The sequence below is a fragment of the Homoserinibacter gongjuensis genome, assembly GCF_030161875.1.
Lineage (GTDB): Bacteria > Actinomycetota > Actinomycetes > Actinomycetales > Microbacteriaceae > Homoserinibacter > Homoserinibacter gongjuensis.
Genome location: NZ_BSVA01000001.1, coordinates 249427 through 263796, shown reverse-complemented (window position 1 = coordinate 263796; position 14370 = coordinate 249427). Strand labels below are relative to the sequence as shown.

Genomic DNA, 14370 nt, shown 5'->3' with positions numbered 1-14370 from the left:
GTCGATCCCACGCGCGTGCGTGATCAGCCGGCGCTGACGACCTCGCGCGGCCTCTCCTGGCTCATCCTCGGGGGCTACTGACGCTCATCTCACTCGGCGTGCTCGTGCCGATGGCCGTGCTCCGGATGCCGCCCCTGGGCGTTGCGGGGACGGCGGCGGTCGTCGTCGGCATCCTCTACCTGTGCATGATCATCGTGCGCTTCGCGACCCCTCCCAGCCGCCTGCGCCTCGCCCTGCTCGCGGTCGACATGCTCGCGATCGCCTTCGTGTCGCTGCTCGCGGTGCTGCTGGTCGCCGAGCGGGCGACGCTCGTCTGAACCGAGCGCCGGCTCAGGCCTCGCGCGTGGACTTGCGCACGATGAGCTTCGTGGGCAGCGGCGTGTCTTCGGTGACCGTCTCGGGATCCTCCACGGCCAGCAGCACCTTCTGCATGATGAGGCCGCCGAGCGCGGCGAAATCCTGTCGCACCGTCGTGAGCGGGGGATAGAGGTAGCCGGCCTCCGGCACGTCGTCGAAGCCGACAACGCTGACATCCGTGGGCACCTGCAGCCCGCGCTCGCGCAGCGAGGAGAAAAGGCCGATCGCCATGTGGTCGTTCGCCACGAACACGGCGTCGCCCGGTTCCACACCCAGTTCGGGGCCGAGCCGGTAGCCGCTCTCGGCCGACCAGTCGCCGTGCGGCGGCTCGACGATGTCGAGGTGGTGGGCGATGAGCTCGTCGCGCCAGCCGCGCTCGCGCTCGAGGGTGTCGGGATTGTGCGGGGGCCGCCCAGGTGCAGGATGCGGGTGTGCCCGAGTTCCGCGAGGTGCCGCACGGCGGCGCGCGCCCCCGGTACTGGTCGATCGAGACGATGAGCGGGCTCGGGCGCGGGGATGCCGCCACCGCGACCACGGGGATCGCCAGATCGAGACCGCGCACCACCTCGAGCACCGCGACATCCACCACGATGAGCACGATGGCATCCACGCGTTGCCGCAACAGCGACTCGACGACGAGCTTGATCGCGGTGGGGTCGTCATCGAGCGAGCTCACGGTCTCGACGTTGTAGCGGGCGGCCCGGGCGGCGAAGTTGAAGTGCATCGCGATCGAGCTCGGGCCGTAGTCGGAGACGCCGGGCGAGACGAGTCCGATCGTTCGCGTGCGCCGCGTGACGAGCGCGCGAGCCGCGGGGAGGGGCTGTAGCGCAGCTGCGCGATCGCCTGCTCGACGCGGGCACGCGTGGCCGGCCGCACGTTCGGCAGATCGTTGAGCACGCGCGACACCGTCTGATGCGATACTCCCGCAAGGCGCGCGACATCGAAGATGTTGGCGGCCCGCGCCCCCTTGTCGTCTTGGCTCACAGCCCCCTCACCTCGTCGTCGGGGCGGGCGACCATCGCGAGCAGCGAGTCGACGGTGAGCGAGTCGGCGGCGTGGCTCGCGACGAGCTCGCCGCCGCGCATCACGAGCACGCGACTCGAGACCCGCAGCACCTCCTCCAGCTCGGCGGAGATGAACATCACCGAGAGGCCGTTGTCGGCGAGCTCGGTCACGAGGTTCTGGATCTCGACCTTGGCGCCCACGTCGATGCCGCGGGTCGGCTCGTCGAGCACGAGCACGCGCGGGGCGAGGGCGAGCAGGCGCGCGAGCAGCACCTTCTGCTGGTTGCCGCCCGAGAGGGTTCCGGCGGGCCGCTCCGGGTCGGCCGGGCGGATGTCGAGGGCGTCGATCCAGCTTGCGGCGAGCTCGCGCTCGCGCGCGGCCGGGATGCGGTGCAGCACCCCACGCTGCGCCTGCAGGGCGAGCGTGATGTTCTCGCGCACCGACAGCTCGCTGATGATGCCGTCGGTGCGGCGGTTCTCGGAGGAGTAGACGACGCCGAGCGCGATCGCCTGCCGCGGCTGGCGCGGGTGCGCGGCGGTGCCCGCGATCCGGATGAGACCTGCGCTGATCCGGTCGACGCCCGTGATCGCGCGCGCGAGCTCGGTGCGCCCCGAGCCGAGCAGCCCCGCGACGCCGAGCACCTCGCCCTCGACGAGGTCGACATCCGCGGCATCGAGTCCGTGCGCCTCGAGCCCGCGCGCGCTCAGGTACGGTGTCGTCACCTCGCCCGTCGGAGGATCGCTGCGCTGCCGCGTGATGAGCTCGCTCGTGCTGCGGCCGAGCATCTTCTGCACGAGGTCGATGCGCAGCAGTTCGCGCGTGAGGTACTCGCCCACGAGCCGACCGCCGCGCAGCACCGTGACACGGTCGCAGATCTCGTAGACCTGGTCGAGGAAGTGCGAGACGAACAGGATCGCCACCCCCGCTGCTTGAGCTCGCGGATCACGCGGAACAGCTCGCCGACCTCGTCGAGGTCGAGGCTCGAGGTGGGCTCGTCGAGCACGAGCACCTTCACCTCCGAGCGGATGGCGCGCGCGATCGCCACGAGCTGCTGCACGGCGAGCGAGTGGCTGCCGAGCAGCGATGCCGGATCGATCTCGAGTCCGAGGCTCGCGAGCACCTCGCGGGCCTCCGCGCGCATCCGCCGCCAGTCGATCACCCCGAGTCGCCGCGGTTCGCGCCCGAGCCAGATGTTCTCCGCCACGGTGAGGTTCGGCAGCAGGTCGATCTCCTGGTACACCGTGCTGATGCCGGCGGCGAGCGCGTCGTGCGGGGTGCCGAACCGCATCCGCTCGCCGTTCAACCGGATGACGCCCGCATCCAGCGGCAATGCACCGGTGAGCGCCTTGATGAGGGTCGACTTGCCCGCGCCGTTCTCGCCCATGAGCGAGTGCACCTCGCCCGGGAACATCCGGAAGTCGACGCGGTCGAGCGCGAGCTCCGCGGGGAAGCGCACCGTTGCTCCCACGACCTCGACGACGGGGTGGGTCTCATCGACCATAGGCATCATCATGCCCGGCGACGGCGCCTGCTCGCGCATCCGGGTGAGTGTGTCAGCGCCGATCGGATCGCGCCACGATGATGCGCTGCACCACGACGAACAGCAGAAGCAGCAGTCCGACGGAGATGCGCGTCCACGACTGGTCGGCACCCATGAACGAGATCGCCGTCTTGATCGTGCCGTAGACGAACACGCCGATCATCGATCCGACCACGAATCCCGAGCCGCCGAGCAGCAGTGTGCCACCGATGACGACGGCCGCGATCGTGTCGAGCTCGGTGCCCATGCCGTTGAGCGGATACGAGGCGCCCGTGTAGGCGGTGAACACGACCCCGGCGAGTCCCGCGCACACGCCGCTCACGACGTAGGCGAGCAGCTTGCTGCGCACGACGGGCAGACCCATGAGACGGGCCGACTGCTCGTTGCCGCCGATCGCGTAGATCGTGCGACCGAAGCGCGTGTAGGCCAGCACGAGCGCCGCGACCAGCACCACGAGCAGGGCGATGATGCCGGTCGGGGTGATGTAGAAGCTGCCGGGCGCGCCCTGGATGCGGGTGGACTGCAGCCAGAGGATCTCGGGCGTCTCGACCTTGATCGAGTCGAGGCTCACCATGAAGGCGAGCCCGCGGGCCGCGAACATCGCGGCGAGCGAGGCGATGAAGGGCTGCACGTCGAAGTACTGCACGAGCACGCCGATCGCCAGCCCGAACGCCGCGCCGAGCAGCAGCATGACCGGCACGACGATGCCGGATGGCACCCCGTCGCGCAGGAGGCTCGCCCCGAACATGCCGGTGAAGGCCATGACCGCGCCGACCGAGAGGTCGATGCCGCCCGTGAGGATCACGAAGGTCATGCCGACCGCGAGGATGAAGAGGTAGGCGTTGTCGAGCAGCAGCGCCGAGATGACGCGCGGCGTGAGGAAGTTGCCGAAGTAGGCCTGCCCCGCGATGAAGATGAGGATGAGCAGGGCGAGAGCCGCGAACACCGGGATCCACGAGGCGCGGCGACTGACGAACCGCTTGAGGGGGCCGAACGCATCCGCCTTCTCGAGCGGTGCCTGAACGCTGGTCATCGGGCGACCTCCGAGGTGTTGGGCCGCGCGCCCTGCGCGGTGCGGGTGACGAGGGAGCGCAGTCGAGGCGATTGGATGAGCACCACGATCACCACGGCGACCGCGAGGAACAGCGGGGCGACGGCCGAGGGCACACCCAGGAAGAGGATCGTGGAGCGCAGCGTCTCGATCGTGAAGACGCCGATGACGGTGCCGGCGACCGTGAACTTGCCGCCCATGAGCGAGGTGCCGCCGAGCACGACCGCGAGGATCGCGTACAGCTCGATGTAGAGGCCGGCCGCGTTGGAGTCCGCGGCCATCGTGTTGGAGCTGTAGAGGATGCCGGCGAAGCCCGCCAGCACGCCGCTGGCCGCATACGCGCCCCAGATGATGCCGCGCGAGCGCACGCCCGCCAGGCGACTCGCCTCGGGGTTGATGCCGACAGCCTCGGTGAGCACCCCGAGTGCGGTGCGACGTTCGATGAGGGCGACAAGCGCGACCGCGGCCACTGAGACGAAGAACGCGAACGGCAGGCCGATGACGTAGCCCTGCGCCATGAACTTGTAGGGCGCCGAGTTGATCGTCGTGATGAAGCCGCCCGTGATCAGCAGCGCGACGCCGCGCCCGGCGAGCATGAGCACGAGCGTCGCGATGATCGGTTGCACCCCGACCACCGCGACCAGGAATCCGTTCCAGGCGCCGAGCAGCATGCCGATCAGCACCGCGATGCCGATCGCACCGAGCACCGTGCCCAGGTCGTTGGGAGTCGGCGAGCCGTCGATGATGGTGAGCGCAACGGCGCCCGAGACGGCCATGATGGCGCCGACGGAGAGGTCGATGCCGCGCGTCGAGATCACGATCATCATGCCGAGCGAGACGAGCATGAGAGGGGCGCTGTTGCGCAGGATGTCGATCAGCGGGCCGTAGAGCTGGTCGCCCTTGACCGTCACGCTCACGAAGCTCGGGCGGGCGATCGTGTTGATGACGATGAGCGCCACGAGCGCCGCGATCGGCAGCATGAGGCGGTGGGTGAGGATCTTCTTCATGCCGCACTCTCCGGGCTGTCGGGCTGGGGCTGCTCATCGGCGATGAAGGCGACCAGGTCGTCGACGCCGATGTCGTGCGAGGTCAGTTCGCCGATCTTACGACGATCGCGCATCACGACGATGCGTTGGGCGATGCGGATGACCTCTTCGAGCTCCGAAGAGATGAAGACGACCGCGAGACCCTGCTCGGAGAGCTCGGCGACCTTGCGCTGGATGTCGGCCTTGGCGCCGACGTCGATGCCGCGCGTCGGCTCGTCGAGGATGATGAGCTGCGGCGCCGTGGCGAGCCAGCGGGCGAGAAGCACCTTCTGCTGGTTGCCGCCGGAGAGGTTGCGCACGAGCGCGTTCGGGTTCGCGGGCCGCACGCCGAGAGCCTGGATGTACTCCTCGACGATGGTGTCCTGCTCGGACTTGCGCACCTTGCGCAGCGCGCCGCGCTTGGCCTGGATGCCGAGCACGATGTTCTCGGCCACGGTGAGGTCGCCCACGAGTCCCTCGGCGCGGCGGTCCTCGGAGGAGAAGGCGATGCGGCGGTCGATCGCGTGGCGGGGGTTCGTGATGCGAGCCGTGCGACCGCGCACCTCGACGCGTCCGGCATCCGCGCGATCTGCGCCGTAGAGCAGCCGCACGAGCTCGGTGCGACCGGAGCCCAAGAGGCCGGCGAGGCCGACGACCTCGCCGTCGTACACCTCGACATCTGCCGGATGGAGCACGCCCCGGCGACCCACACCGGTTGCCCGGATGACGGGATCGCTCGTGCGGTCGATCGCACGCGCGGCGCTCTGCGAGATCGCGTCGAGTTCGTCGAGCTCGCGGCCGATCATCTTCGAGATGAGCTGGCCGCGGGGGAGGTCCTCGACGGGGTACTCGCCGACGAGCGTGCCGTTGCGCAGCACGGTGAGGCGGTCGGAGATCTCGTAGACCTGGTCGAGGAAGTGCGTCACGAACAGGATCGCGACGCCGCGGTCGCGAAGTCCCCGGATGACGCCGAAGAGCTGGTCGACCTCGCCGCGGTCGAGGCTGGAGGTGGGCTCGTCGAGCACGAGTACGCGCGAGTCGGTGACCATCGCGCGGCTGATCGCCACAAGCTGCTGCACGGCGATCGAGTGGGCGCTCAGCATCGAGCGCGTGTCGAGTCGCACGCCGAGGTTCTCGAGGTGGCGCGCCGCCTCGCGATGGGTGGCGGCCCAGTTGATGCCGAGCGGGCCGCGCACCTCGTGGCCGAGCATGACGTTCTCGCCGACCGAGAGGTTGGTGCAGAGGTTGACCTCTTGATACACGGTCGAGATGCCGGCGAGTTGGGCATCCGCGGTTCCGCGGAACTCACGCGGGGTGCCCTCGACGATGATCGAGCCGCCGTCGATCGCGTAGACGCCGGTCAACGCCTTGATGAGGGTGGACTTGCCGGCGCCGTTCTCGCCCATCAGGGTGTGCACTTCGCCGCCGCGCAGCGTGAGATCGACGCCGTCGAGCGCCTTCACGCCCGGGAACTCGATCGTGATGCCGCGCATCTCGACGATCGCACGGGCTTCCTTGGCCGTTGACATGGCTTCCTTGCGTGAGTGGTGGTTCCGCCGGGGACCGGTGCGCCCCGGTCCCCGGCGGAGGGATGGATTACTGCGTGACGTGACCGATCAGTACGGACGCGTCGGCAGGGCTTCCTTCGCCTGGTCCTGCGTGAAGGTCTGGTCCTCGACGATGGTGCGCTTGTCGACGGACTCGCCGGCGAGCACCTTCTTCACGAGGTCGGCGACCTTCTCGCCGAGCAGCGGGTTGCACTCGACGATGAAGCTGAACTTGCCGTCGGCGAGTGCCTGCATGCCGTCGTGGACAGCGTCGATCGTGACGATCTTGATGTCCTGACCGGGAACGAGACCGGCGGCCTCGATCGCGTCGAGCGCGCCGAGCCCCATGTCGTCGTTGTGAGCGAACAGCAGGTTGATGTCGCTTCCGTACTTCTGCAGGAAGCCCTCCATGACCTTCTTGCCGCCGTCGCGGGTGAAGTCACCCGTCTGCGAGTCGAGGGTCTTGATGGTGGAGCCTTCGAGCGCCTTGCTCCAGCCGGTCGCGCGATCGAGCGCGGCCGAGGAACCCGTCGTGCCCTCGAGCACGACGAGGTTGGAGCCGTCGGCGTTCTCGACCGCCCACTGACCGGCGAGCTCGCCCTCCTTCTCGAAGTCGAGGCCGACCCAGCTGGCGTAGAGGTCGTCACTCGCCGAGACCGTGCGGTCCTCGAGGATGACGGGGATGCCGGCGTCCTTGGCCTCCTTGAGCACGTCGTCCCAGCCGTCGACCGTGATGGGCGCGATGACGATGGCGTCGACGCCCTGGTTGATGAAGCTGCGGACGGCCGCGATCTGGGCCTCCTGCTTGTTGTCGGCGGCGTTGAAGACGAGCTTGAAGCCGTTCTCCTCCGAGAGCGCGGTCTTGAGCGACTCGGTGTTGGCCGAGCGCCAGCCCGACTCGGAGCCGGTCTGGGCGAAGCCGACGGTGATGAGCTCGTCGCCACCGCCTCCGCCGCCTCCGCCGGATCCGCCATCGGTCGCGCAGCCGGTCATCGCGAGAGCCACGGCTCCCACGAGGGCCACGCTCGCCAGGATCTTCTTCATGTACAGAACCTCCTCGTTCTGGGGGCCGGCAGCTGTGCCGGGTGCCCGGGTGGTGGTGCCTCTTGGCGCGACGCTCGCGCTGAGGCGAGCCGTCGGCCAAATGTTAGCCTTCACAATTCTCATCAGCGCAAGCATTCGGGCGTAACGTTTCGGTAACGTCGGCGAATTCGCTGAGGAAAGCGGGGATGCGCGCCCCGCTCGGTGTGAGCGTTCCCGTGAGCCTTCACATCCGGAATCCGCATGGCGGCCCCGTGCGCCGCGCTACCCTGACGCCGTGGCGCAGGCGAGACGGAACCCGAGCATGCACGACGTCGCCGCGCTCGCCGGGGTGAGCCACATCACCGTGTCGCGCGTGCTGAACGACTACCCCTCGATCCGCCCCGAGACGCGTGATCGGGTGCTCGCCGCGATCGCCCAGCTCGGCTACCGTCGCAACCCCGCCGCGCGCGCTCTCGTCACCAGCCGCACCCGCGCGATCGGCGTGCTCTCGCCCGCGGTGGCCCAGCACGGTCCGGCCTCGAGCGTGCTCGCGGTCGAATCGGCCGCCCGCGCGCACGGCTACCACCCGCTCGTGACCGCCGCGGCGGTGGAGCATGACGCCACCGTCGCGGCCCTCGAGTTCCTGCTCGACCAGGCCGTCGAGGCGCTCGTCGTGATCGCGCCGCACGAGACGGTCTTCGGCGCGATCCGCGACCTCGACATCCGGGTGCCGCTCGTGACGCTGCAGGCGCCCGACCGCCCCGGCGGGATCGGCGTTGACCAGGCGGCGGGGGCCCGGCTCGCGACGGAGCATCTGCTCGAACTCGGGCACACGCGCATCCAGCATCTCGCGGGGCCCGAGCGCTATCTCGAGGCGACAGCCCGGCGCACGGGGTTCGCGGATGCCATGGCGCGCGCCGGACTGACAGCGGGCGCGACGCTCTCGGGCGACTGGAGTGCGGCATCCGGCTTCGCGGCGGCGGCGCGTCTCGAGCCGCAGACCACCGCGGTCGTCGCCGCCAACGACCAGATGGCGATCGGGCTGATGGCGGCGCTCGCGGATGCCGGGCGCGCGGTGCCCGGCGAGGTCGCGGTGGTCGGCTTCGACGACGTGCCGGAGGCCGCCTACGTTCGCCCGGCGCTCACGACGGTGCACCAGGACTTCGAGCTCGTCGGCCGCCGCGCCGTCGAGGTGCTGCTCGCGCGGCTCCGGGATGACGAGGCGGAGGGTGCGGGGGAGCCGGGGGCGACTGCCGACGTCATCCCTCCGCGCCTCATCGTGCGCGCCTCGACGGCGCCTGCGCGGCGTGCGTGATGCCGCGGATGCGCCGACTCCTGCTCGACTCCCCATTGTCGAAAATGCAGGAGATCTCGGGCGTGTCCTCCCGGCGGCGCCCGGATGCGGGGGCGTCGTGCCTGACGACTCCTGCATTTTCGACACAAACGGGGCGCGAGAGCGACAGCCCCGGCGGCGCTCCGGCGGCGCCCCGCCGGCGCGGAGTTGACGCCACCGGGGTCGTTCGTTAACGTGAACATCGAGCACAGCCCCGACCGGCGAGGAGGCCGCGACGCATGAGTGAGACGACGTCTCTCGGCATCGAACTCGGATCGACCCGCATCAAGGCGTGCCTCATCGACGCCGACGGCCGCACGCTCGCCACCGGCTCGCACAGCTGGGAGAACCAGCTCGAAGACGGCCGCTGGACCTACTCGCTCGAGGCAGTTCACGCGGGCCTGCGCGCCGCCTACGCGAACCTCGTCGCCGAGCTCGGCGCGCCCCCGAGCAGCTTCGGGGCGATCGGCGTCTCGGCGATGATGCACGGCTATCTCGCCTTCGACGCCGACGACGAGCTGCTCGTTCCCTTCCGCACCTGGCGCAACACGAGCACCGCGGCCGCCGCGACCGAGCTCTCCGACGCGCTCGGAGTCAACATCCCGCTGCGCTGGTCGATCGCCCACCTGCACCAGGCCGTACTCGACGACGAGCCGCACGTGCCGCTCATCGCACGCATCACGACACTCGCCGGCTACGTGCACCGTCTGCTCACCGGGCGCGACTGTCTGGGCGTGGGCGACGCATCCGGGATGTTCCCGATCGACCCCGCGACGGGCGACTACGACACCCGCCTGATCGACCTCGCGCAGGAGCGACTGGCCGCGGCGGGGGCCGAATACGACCTGCTCGAGTTGCTGCCTCCTGTGCTCACCGCGGGCGCGGATGCCGGAACGCTCACGGCGGCGGGCGCCGCACTGCTCGACCCCAGCGGCACGCTGCAGCCGGGCATCCCGTTCGCGCCGCCCGAGGGTGACGCCGGCACCGGCATGGTCGCGACGAACGCCGTGCGCGCGCGCACCGCCAACGTGTCGGCGGGCACGAGCATCTTCGCGATGGTCGTGCTCGAGGGCGCGCTCCCGACCCCGAGCCCCGACATCGACGTCGTCACCACGCCCGACGGCAGTCCCGTCGCGATGGTGCACTGCAACAACGGCTCGAGCGAACTCGGTGCCTGGGTCGGCGTCTTCGCCGAGTTCGCCGCGGCGATCGGCGCGAGACCGAGCTCCGACGAGGTGTTCGCGGCCGTGCTCGGCGGCGCGCTCGAACCCGACGCGGTCGAGAACGGCCTGCTCGCGTACAACCTGCTCTCGGGCGAGCCGATCGTCGGCACCGACGAGGGCCGGCCGCTCATCGTGCGCACGCCCGGCTCGCGGCTCAGCCTCGCCGGCTTCGCGCGCGCCCAGCTGTTCTCGGTGTTCGCGGCGCTCGCGATCGGCATGCGGGAACTCGCCGCGCAGCAGGTGGCTGTGGATGCCGTGGTCGCCCACGGCGGACTCTTCCGCACCGGCGGTGTCGCCCAGCGCGCCCTCGCGGCCGCCCTGGCGACCCCGGTCGCGGTCGGGGAGAGCGCGAGCGAGGGCGGAGCGTGGGGCATCGCGCTGCTCGCCTCCTACCGTCGTGCGGTCGCCGAGGGCGAGACGCGCGCGCTTCCCGACTGGCTGGATGCCACGGTGTTCGCGGCCGCACCGGTCACGACCATCGCGCCGACGGCATCCGACATCGCCGGCTACGCGGGCTACCTCGAGCGCTGGGAGGCGGGCCTCGCGGTGGAGCGGGCGGCCATCGCGGCGCTCACCGACATCGCGGGCACCGACACTGCTGGCACCGAGGAGGCCGGCTCATGAGCACTGAGCAGGGCGCCGAGGTGAACACGGCGATCCAGCGCACGCGCGAGGAGGTGGCCCGGCTGCATGCCGAGCTCACCCGCTACGGGCTCGTGATCTGGACCGGCGGCAACATCTCGGGTCGCGTGCCCGGCGCCGAACTGTTCGTGATCAAGCCGAGCGGCGTCTCCTACGACGAGCTCGCGCCCGACAACATGATCCTGTGCGACCTCGACGGCAACGTCGTGCCCGGAAGCCCGGGCTCGGAGCGCAGCCCCTCGAGCGACACCGCGGCCCACGCATACGTCTACCGGAATATGCCCCACATCGGCGGCGTCGTGCACACCCACTCCACCTACGCGACCGCCTGGGCGGCGCGCGGCGAGGCGATCCCGTGCGTCATCACGGGCATGGCCGACGAGTTCGGCGGGGAGATCCCGGTGGGCCCGTTCGCGATCATCGGCGACGACTCGATCGGCCGCGGCATCGTCGCGACCCTCGACGGGCACCGCTCCCGCGCCGTGCTCATGCAGAACCACGGCGTGTTCACGATCGGCCGGGATGCGAAAGACGCCGTGAAGGCGGCGGTGATGTGCGAGGACGTGGCCCGCACGATCCATATCGCACGGCAGGGCGGGGAACTCATCCCCATCCCGCAGGACAAGATCGACGCCCTCTTCGACCGCTATCAGAACGTCTATGGCCAGAAGCCCCAGGGAGAACTCCAGTGAGCCGCAGCATCATCCCCGACCTCACGAAGAACGTCGTCTGGTTCCTCACCGGCAGCCAGGACCTCTACGGGGAGGAGACGCTGCGCCAGGTGGCCGAGCAGTCGCGCGGCGTCGTGGAGCAGTTGCAGGCCGCATCCGACATCCCCGTCACGATCGAGTGGAAGCCCGTGCTGAAGAGCTCGGATGCCATCCGCCGCGCCATGATCGACGCGAACTCGGATGACGACGTGGTCGGCGTGATCACCTGGATGCACACCTTCAGCCCGTCGAAGATGTGGATCCACGGATTCGACGCGTTGCAGAAGCCGCTGCTGCACTTCCACACGCAGGCGAACGTCGCGCTCCCGTGGAGCGAGATCGACTTCGACTTCATGAACCTCAACCAGGCCGCGCACGGCGACCGCGAGCACGGCTACATCCTGAGCCGCATGTCGGTGCCGCGGAAGACCGTCGTGGGGCACGCCTCCGACGCCGCGGTCACCGCCGAGATCGGCACCTGGACGCGCGCGGCATCCGGCTGGAAGGCGTCGCAGGGGATGCGGGTCGCGCGTTTCGGCGACAACATGCGTAACGTCGCGGTGACCGAGGGCGACAAGACCGAGGCCGAGATCCGCCTGGGCGTGAGCGTCAATACCTGGGGCATCAACGAGCTCGTCGCGCGCGTCGATGCGCAGACGGATGCCGACATCGACGCGCTCGTCGAGGTGTACCTCGCCGAGTACGACGTCGTGCCGGAGCTGCGGCCGGACGGCGCGCGCCATGAGTCGCTGCGCTACGGGGCCGCGACCGAGCTGGGGCTGCGCTCGATCCTCGAGGAGCTGGGGGCGAGCGCCTTCACCGACTCGTTCGAGGACCTCGGGGGCCTGAAGCAGCTGCCGGGCCTCGCCGTGCAGCGCCTGATGGCCGACGGCTACGGCTTCGGCGCGGAGGGCGACTGGAAGACCGCCGTGCTCGTGCGCATCGCCGCCGTCATGGGGGCGGGGCTGCCGGGCGGCGCGAGCCTCATGGAGGACTACACCTACGACATGACGCCGGGCGCGGAGCTGATCCTCGGCGCGCACATGCTCGAGGTGGCGCCGTCGCTGTCGTCGAAGAAGGCGAGCCTCGAGATCCACCCGCTCGGCATCGGCGGCAAGGACGACCCGGTGCGTCTGGTGTTCACGGCGGATGCCGGGCCGGCCGTCGTGGTCGCGCTGAGCGACCAGCGCGAGCGGTTCCGCCTCGTGGCGAACGCCGTGACGAACGTCGAGCCGCCTGCTGCGCTGCCGAAGCTGCCGGTCGGGCGCGCCGTCTGGAAGCCGGCGCCCGACTTCCGCACGAGCGCGACCTCGTGGCTCATCGCGGGCGCCGCGCACCACACCGTGATGACCACTCAGGTGGGCATCGAGGCGTGGGAGGACTTCGCACGCATCGCGGGCGTCGAGCTGCTCGTGATCGACGAGGCGACGACCGTGCGCTCCTTCGAGGACCAGGTGCGCGCGAACGCCGCCTACTTCCGCCTCGCGCAGGGGCTCTGACCCTCTTCGGCTCTCGTTCCCGATTCCAAACGCTGTAGCGGTCGGCGCCGGGCGCCAGGAGTTGCTGGCGCGCGATGCCGAACGGTGGCGCGCGATGCCGAACGGTGGCGCGCGAGACGGATGCGGACCCGCGTCGGCGGATGCGGCATCCGCACGCGAAGCGCGGCCCGGGGTCGTGAGCGGCTCGCGGGGCGATCCGGCGGTGCTTCGCGACCGACCGATGCGGCTCTTCGCGGGGCGAGCAGCCGGTTCGTCGCGGGGGCACCCGCCTCTCCGCGCTACACCTCTTGACGTCGCGCTGCAGCAACTACTGGCGCGCCTGGTCAACCGCTACAGCGTTTGGCAGAACAGAGGAACAGCAGGGTCAGCGGCTCGAGTTGGGGGTGCGGCCGCGCACGATGCCGATGAAGGTGTCGACGCGGGGGTCGTCGGCCGTGCGCAGCCAGGCCAGCCCGATGCCCGTGTCGGGGGCGTCGCTCACCGGGCGGGCGACGACATCCCGTCGGGAATGGGCGCGCGCGACCGACATCGGCATGAGCGCGAGCCCGACGCCCGCGGCGACGAGCTCGACGGTGCCGGTGCCCTGACCCGGGAGCAGCGTCTCGCTGGCGAGGTCGGCGAGGGTGAGCTCGTCGAACGCGGCCACCGGGTGGTCCTTCGGGGCGACGACCACCGCGCGCTCGCGGTAGAGGGGAATGACGTGCAGCGCGTCGTCGGCCGTCACGTCGCGCACGAACGCCATGTGCGCCTCGCTCGCGTGCACGGATGCGAGGGCGCCATCCGGGGGCAGTGCGCGCAGCTCAAGGGGCGACCGCGGCATCCGCTCGCGCCAGATGCGCTCCCACTTGCCGGGGGTGACGCCGGGCACGAAGGCGACGACGAAGGGGGCGGTCACCTGCACGAGGCTACCCTCGGAGCATGACCGACGCGCCGCGCGAGGATCGCCGCCAGCAGCCCAAGCCTCCGAAGCCCCAGTACCTCTCGGCGCAGAACGCCGCCAAGAAACTCGGCATCTACCTGCCGGCGGCTCCCGCCGAGTTCCAGCAGGCGCAGCATTCCCGCGATGAACTCGCAGCGCTGCAGGCCGACCCGCCGGAGTGGCTGCGCACCCTGCGCACCGAGGGGCCGCATCCGCGCTCGGAGGTCGCCCACCGGCTCGGCGTCACCAACTCGGCGTTCGCGCGGGCGGGTGTGTCGGATGCCATGACGACCGCCGAGATCCAGGCCCTCATCGCGAACCCGCCCGAGTGGCTGCACGCCGAGCGCGCTCGCGCCCGGAAGGCGACCGGCGCCTGACCTGCGGAGCCCCCGCATCCGCTCACGTGAGGACTTTCTCATCTGTCTACCCCCGGATGGGGGTACGTTTCCCTAGACCGTGCCGTCCGAACCGCGGGCGGCGACGTGGAAAGGGGAAC

At 70.4% G+C, this 14370-nt stretch carries 13 protein-coding genes and 1 pseudogene; 6 read left to right on the top strand and 8 right to left on the bottom strand.

Going from position 1 to position 14370, the window contains the following annotated elements:
- Nucleotides 1-98: 98 nt before the first annotated feature.
- On the top strand, nucleotides 99-317 hold the full coding sequence (locus tag QQK29_RS01530) for a hypothetical protein (RefSeq protein ID WP_284297212.1): 219 nt from the start codon (nucleotides 99-101) through the stop codon (nucleotides 315-317).
- Nucleotides 318-330: 13 nt separating this feature from the next.
- Here the strand turns inward: QQK29_RS01530 and QQK29_RS01525 are convergent, their stop codons facing one another.
- The 7 genes and pseudogenes from QQK29_RS01525 to QQK29_RS01495 form a co-directional block, all read right to left on the bottom strand.
- Nucleotides 331-1020 (bottom strand): substrate-binding domain-containing protein, encoded by a 690-nt coding sequence (locus tag QQK29_RS01525; RefSeq protein ID WP_284297211.1) that lies wholly within the window; start codon nucleotides 1018-1020, stop codon nucleotides 331-333.
- Nucleotides 1021-1029: 9 nt separating this feature from the next.
- Nucleotides 1030-1341 (bottom strand): LacI family DNA-binding transcriptional regulator, encoded by a 312-nt coding sequence (locus tag QQK29_RS01520; protein WP_431308641.1) that lies wholly within the window; start codon nucleotides 1339-1341, stop codon nucleotides 1030-1032.
- Nucleotides 1338-2869 (bottom strand): annotated as a pseudogene (locus tag QQK29_RS18330) (sugar ABC transporter ATP-binding protein). The gene QQK29_RS01520 and the pseudogene QQK29_RS18330 overlap by 4 nt, the downstream one beginning before the upstream one ends.
- Before the next feature lie 46 nt (nucleotides 2870-2915).
- A complete protein-coding gene (locus QQK29_RS01510) occupies nucleotides 2916-3935 on the bottom strand; it encodes an ABC transporter permease subunit (protein ID WP_284297210.1) in 1020 nt (339 codons plus the stop codon).
- Nucleotides 3932-4960, bottom strand: coding sequence for an ABC transporter permease (locus QQK29_RS01505; RefSeq protein WP_284297209.1), 1029 nt, complete (start codon nucleotides 4958-4960; stop codon nucleotides 3932-3934). Before QQK29_RS01505 ends, QQK29_RS01510 begins: the two co-directional genes overlap by 4 nt.
- Complete coding sequence (locus QQK29_RS01500) at nucleotides 4957-6507, bottom strand: sugar ABC transporter ATP-binding protein (protein WP_284297206.1); 1551 nt, start codon at nucleotides 6505-6507, stop codon at nucleotides 4957-4959. The genes QQK29_RS01505 and QQK29_RS01500 overlap by 4 nt, the downstream gene beginning before the upstream one ends.
- Nucleotides 6508-6594: 87 nt before the next feature.
- Nucleotides 6595-7569: an ABC transporter substrate-binding protein gene (locus QQK29_RS01495; RefSeq protein WP_284297204.1), complete on the bottom strand. Its 975-nt coding sequence runs from the start codon at nucleotides 7567-7569 to the stop codon at nucleotides 6595-6597.
- Between the two features lie 301 nt (nucleotides 7570-7870).
- On the opposite strand from QQK29_RS01495, the gene QQK29_RS01490 reads away from it, so the two are divergent.
- The 4 genes from QQK29_RS01490 to araA all read left to right on the top strand — a co-directional run bounded on the left by QQK29_RS01490 (nucleotide 7871) and on the right by araA (nucleotide 12955).
- Nucleotides 7871-8863: a LacI family DNA-binding transcriptional regulator gene (locus tag QQK29_RS01490; protein ID WP_284297202.1), complete on the top strand. Its 993-nt coding sequence runs from the start codon at nucleotides 7871-7873 to the stop codon at nucleotides 8861-8863.
- A 257-nt stretch (nucleotides 8864-9120) separates the two neighbouring features.
- A complete protein-coding gene (locus QQK29_RS01485; protein WP_284297200.1) occupies nucleotides 9121-10728 on the top strand; it encodes an FGGY-family carbohydrate kinase in 1608 nt (535 codons plus the stop codon).
- Nucleotides 10725-11438: an L-ribulose-5-phosphate 4-epimerase gene (locus QQK29_RS01480; RefSeq protein WP_284297199.1), complete on the top strand. Its 714-nt coding sequence runs from the start codon at nucleotides 10725-10727 to the stop codon at nucleotides 11436-11438. Before QQK29_RS01485 ends, QQK29_RS01480 begins: the two co-directional genes overlap by 4 nt.
- 11 nt (nucleotides 11439-11449) lie before the next feature.
- Nucleotides 11450-12955 (top strand): L-arabinose isomerase, encoded by a 1506-nt coding sequence (araA, locus tag QQK29_RS01475; protein ID WP_284301875.1) that lies wholly within the window; start codon nucleotides 11450-11452, stop codon nucleotides 12953-12955.
- A gap of 364 nt (nucleotides 12956-13319) precedes the next feature.
- Here the strand turns inward: araA and QQK29_RS01470 are convergent, their stop codons facing one another.
- On the bottom strand, nucleotides 13320-13850 hold the full coding sequence (locus QQK29_RS01470; RefSeq protein ID WP_284297197.1) for a LysR family substrate-binding domain-containing protein: 531 nt from the start codon (nucleotides 13848-13850) through the stop codon (nucleotides 13320-13322).
- A 23-nt stretch (nucleotides 13851-13873) separates the two neighbouring features.
- Here QQK29_RS01470 and QQK29_RS01465 point away from each other — a divergent pair, with 23 nt between their 5' ends.
- The gene (locus QQK29_RS01465; RefSeq protein WP_284297195.1) at nucleotides 13874-14251 is read left to right on the top strand and encodes a DUF5997 family protein; all 378 of its coding nucleotides are present in this window, start codon (nucleotides 13874-13876) and stop codon (nucleotides 14249-14251) included.
- Nucleotides 14252-14370: the final 119 nt, after the last annotated feature.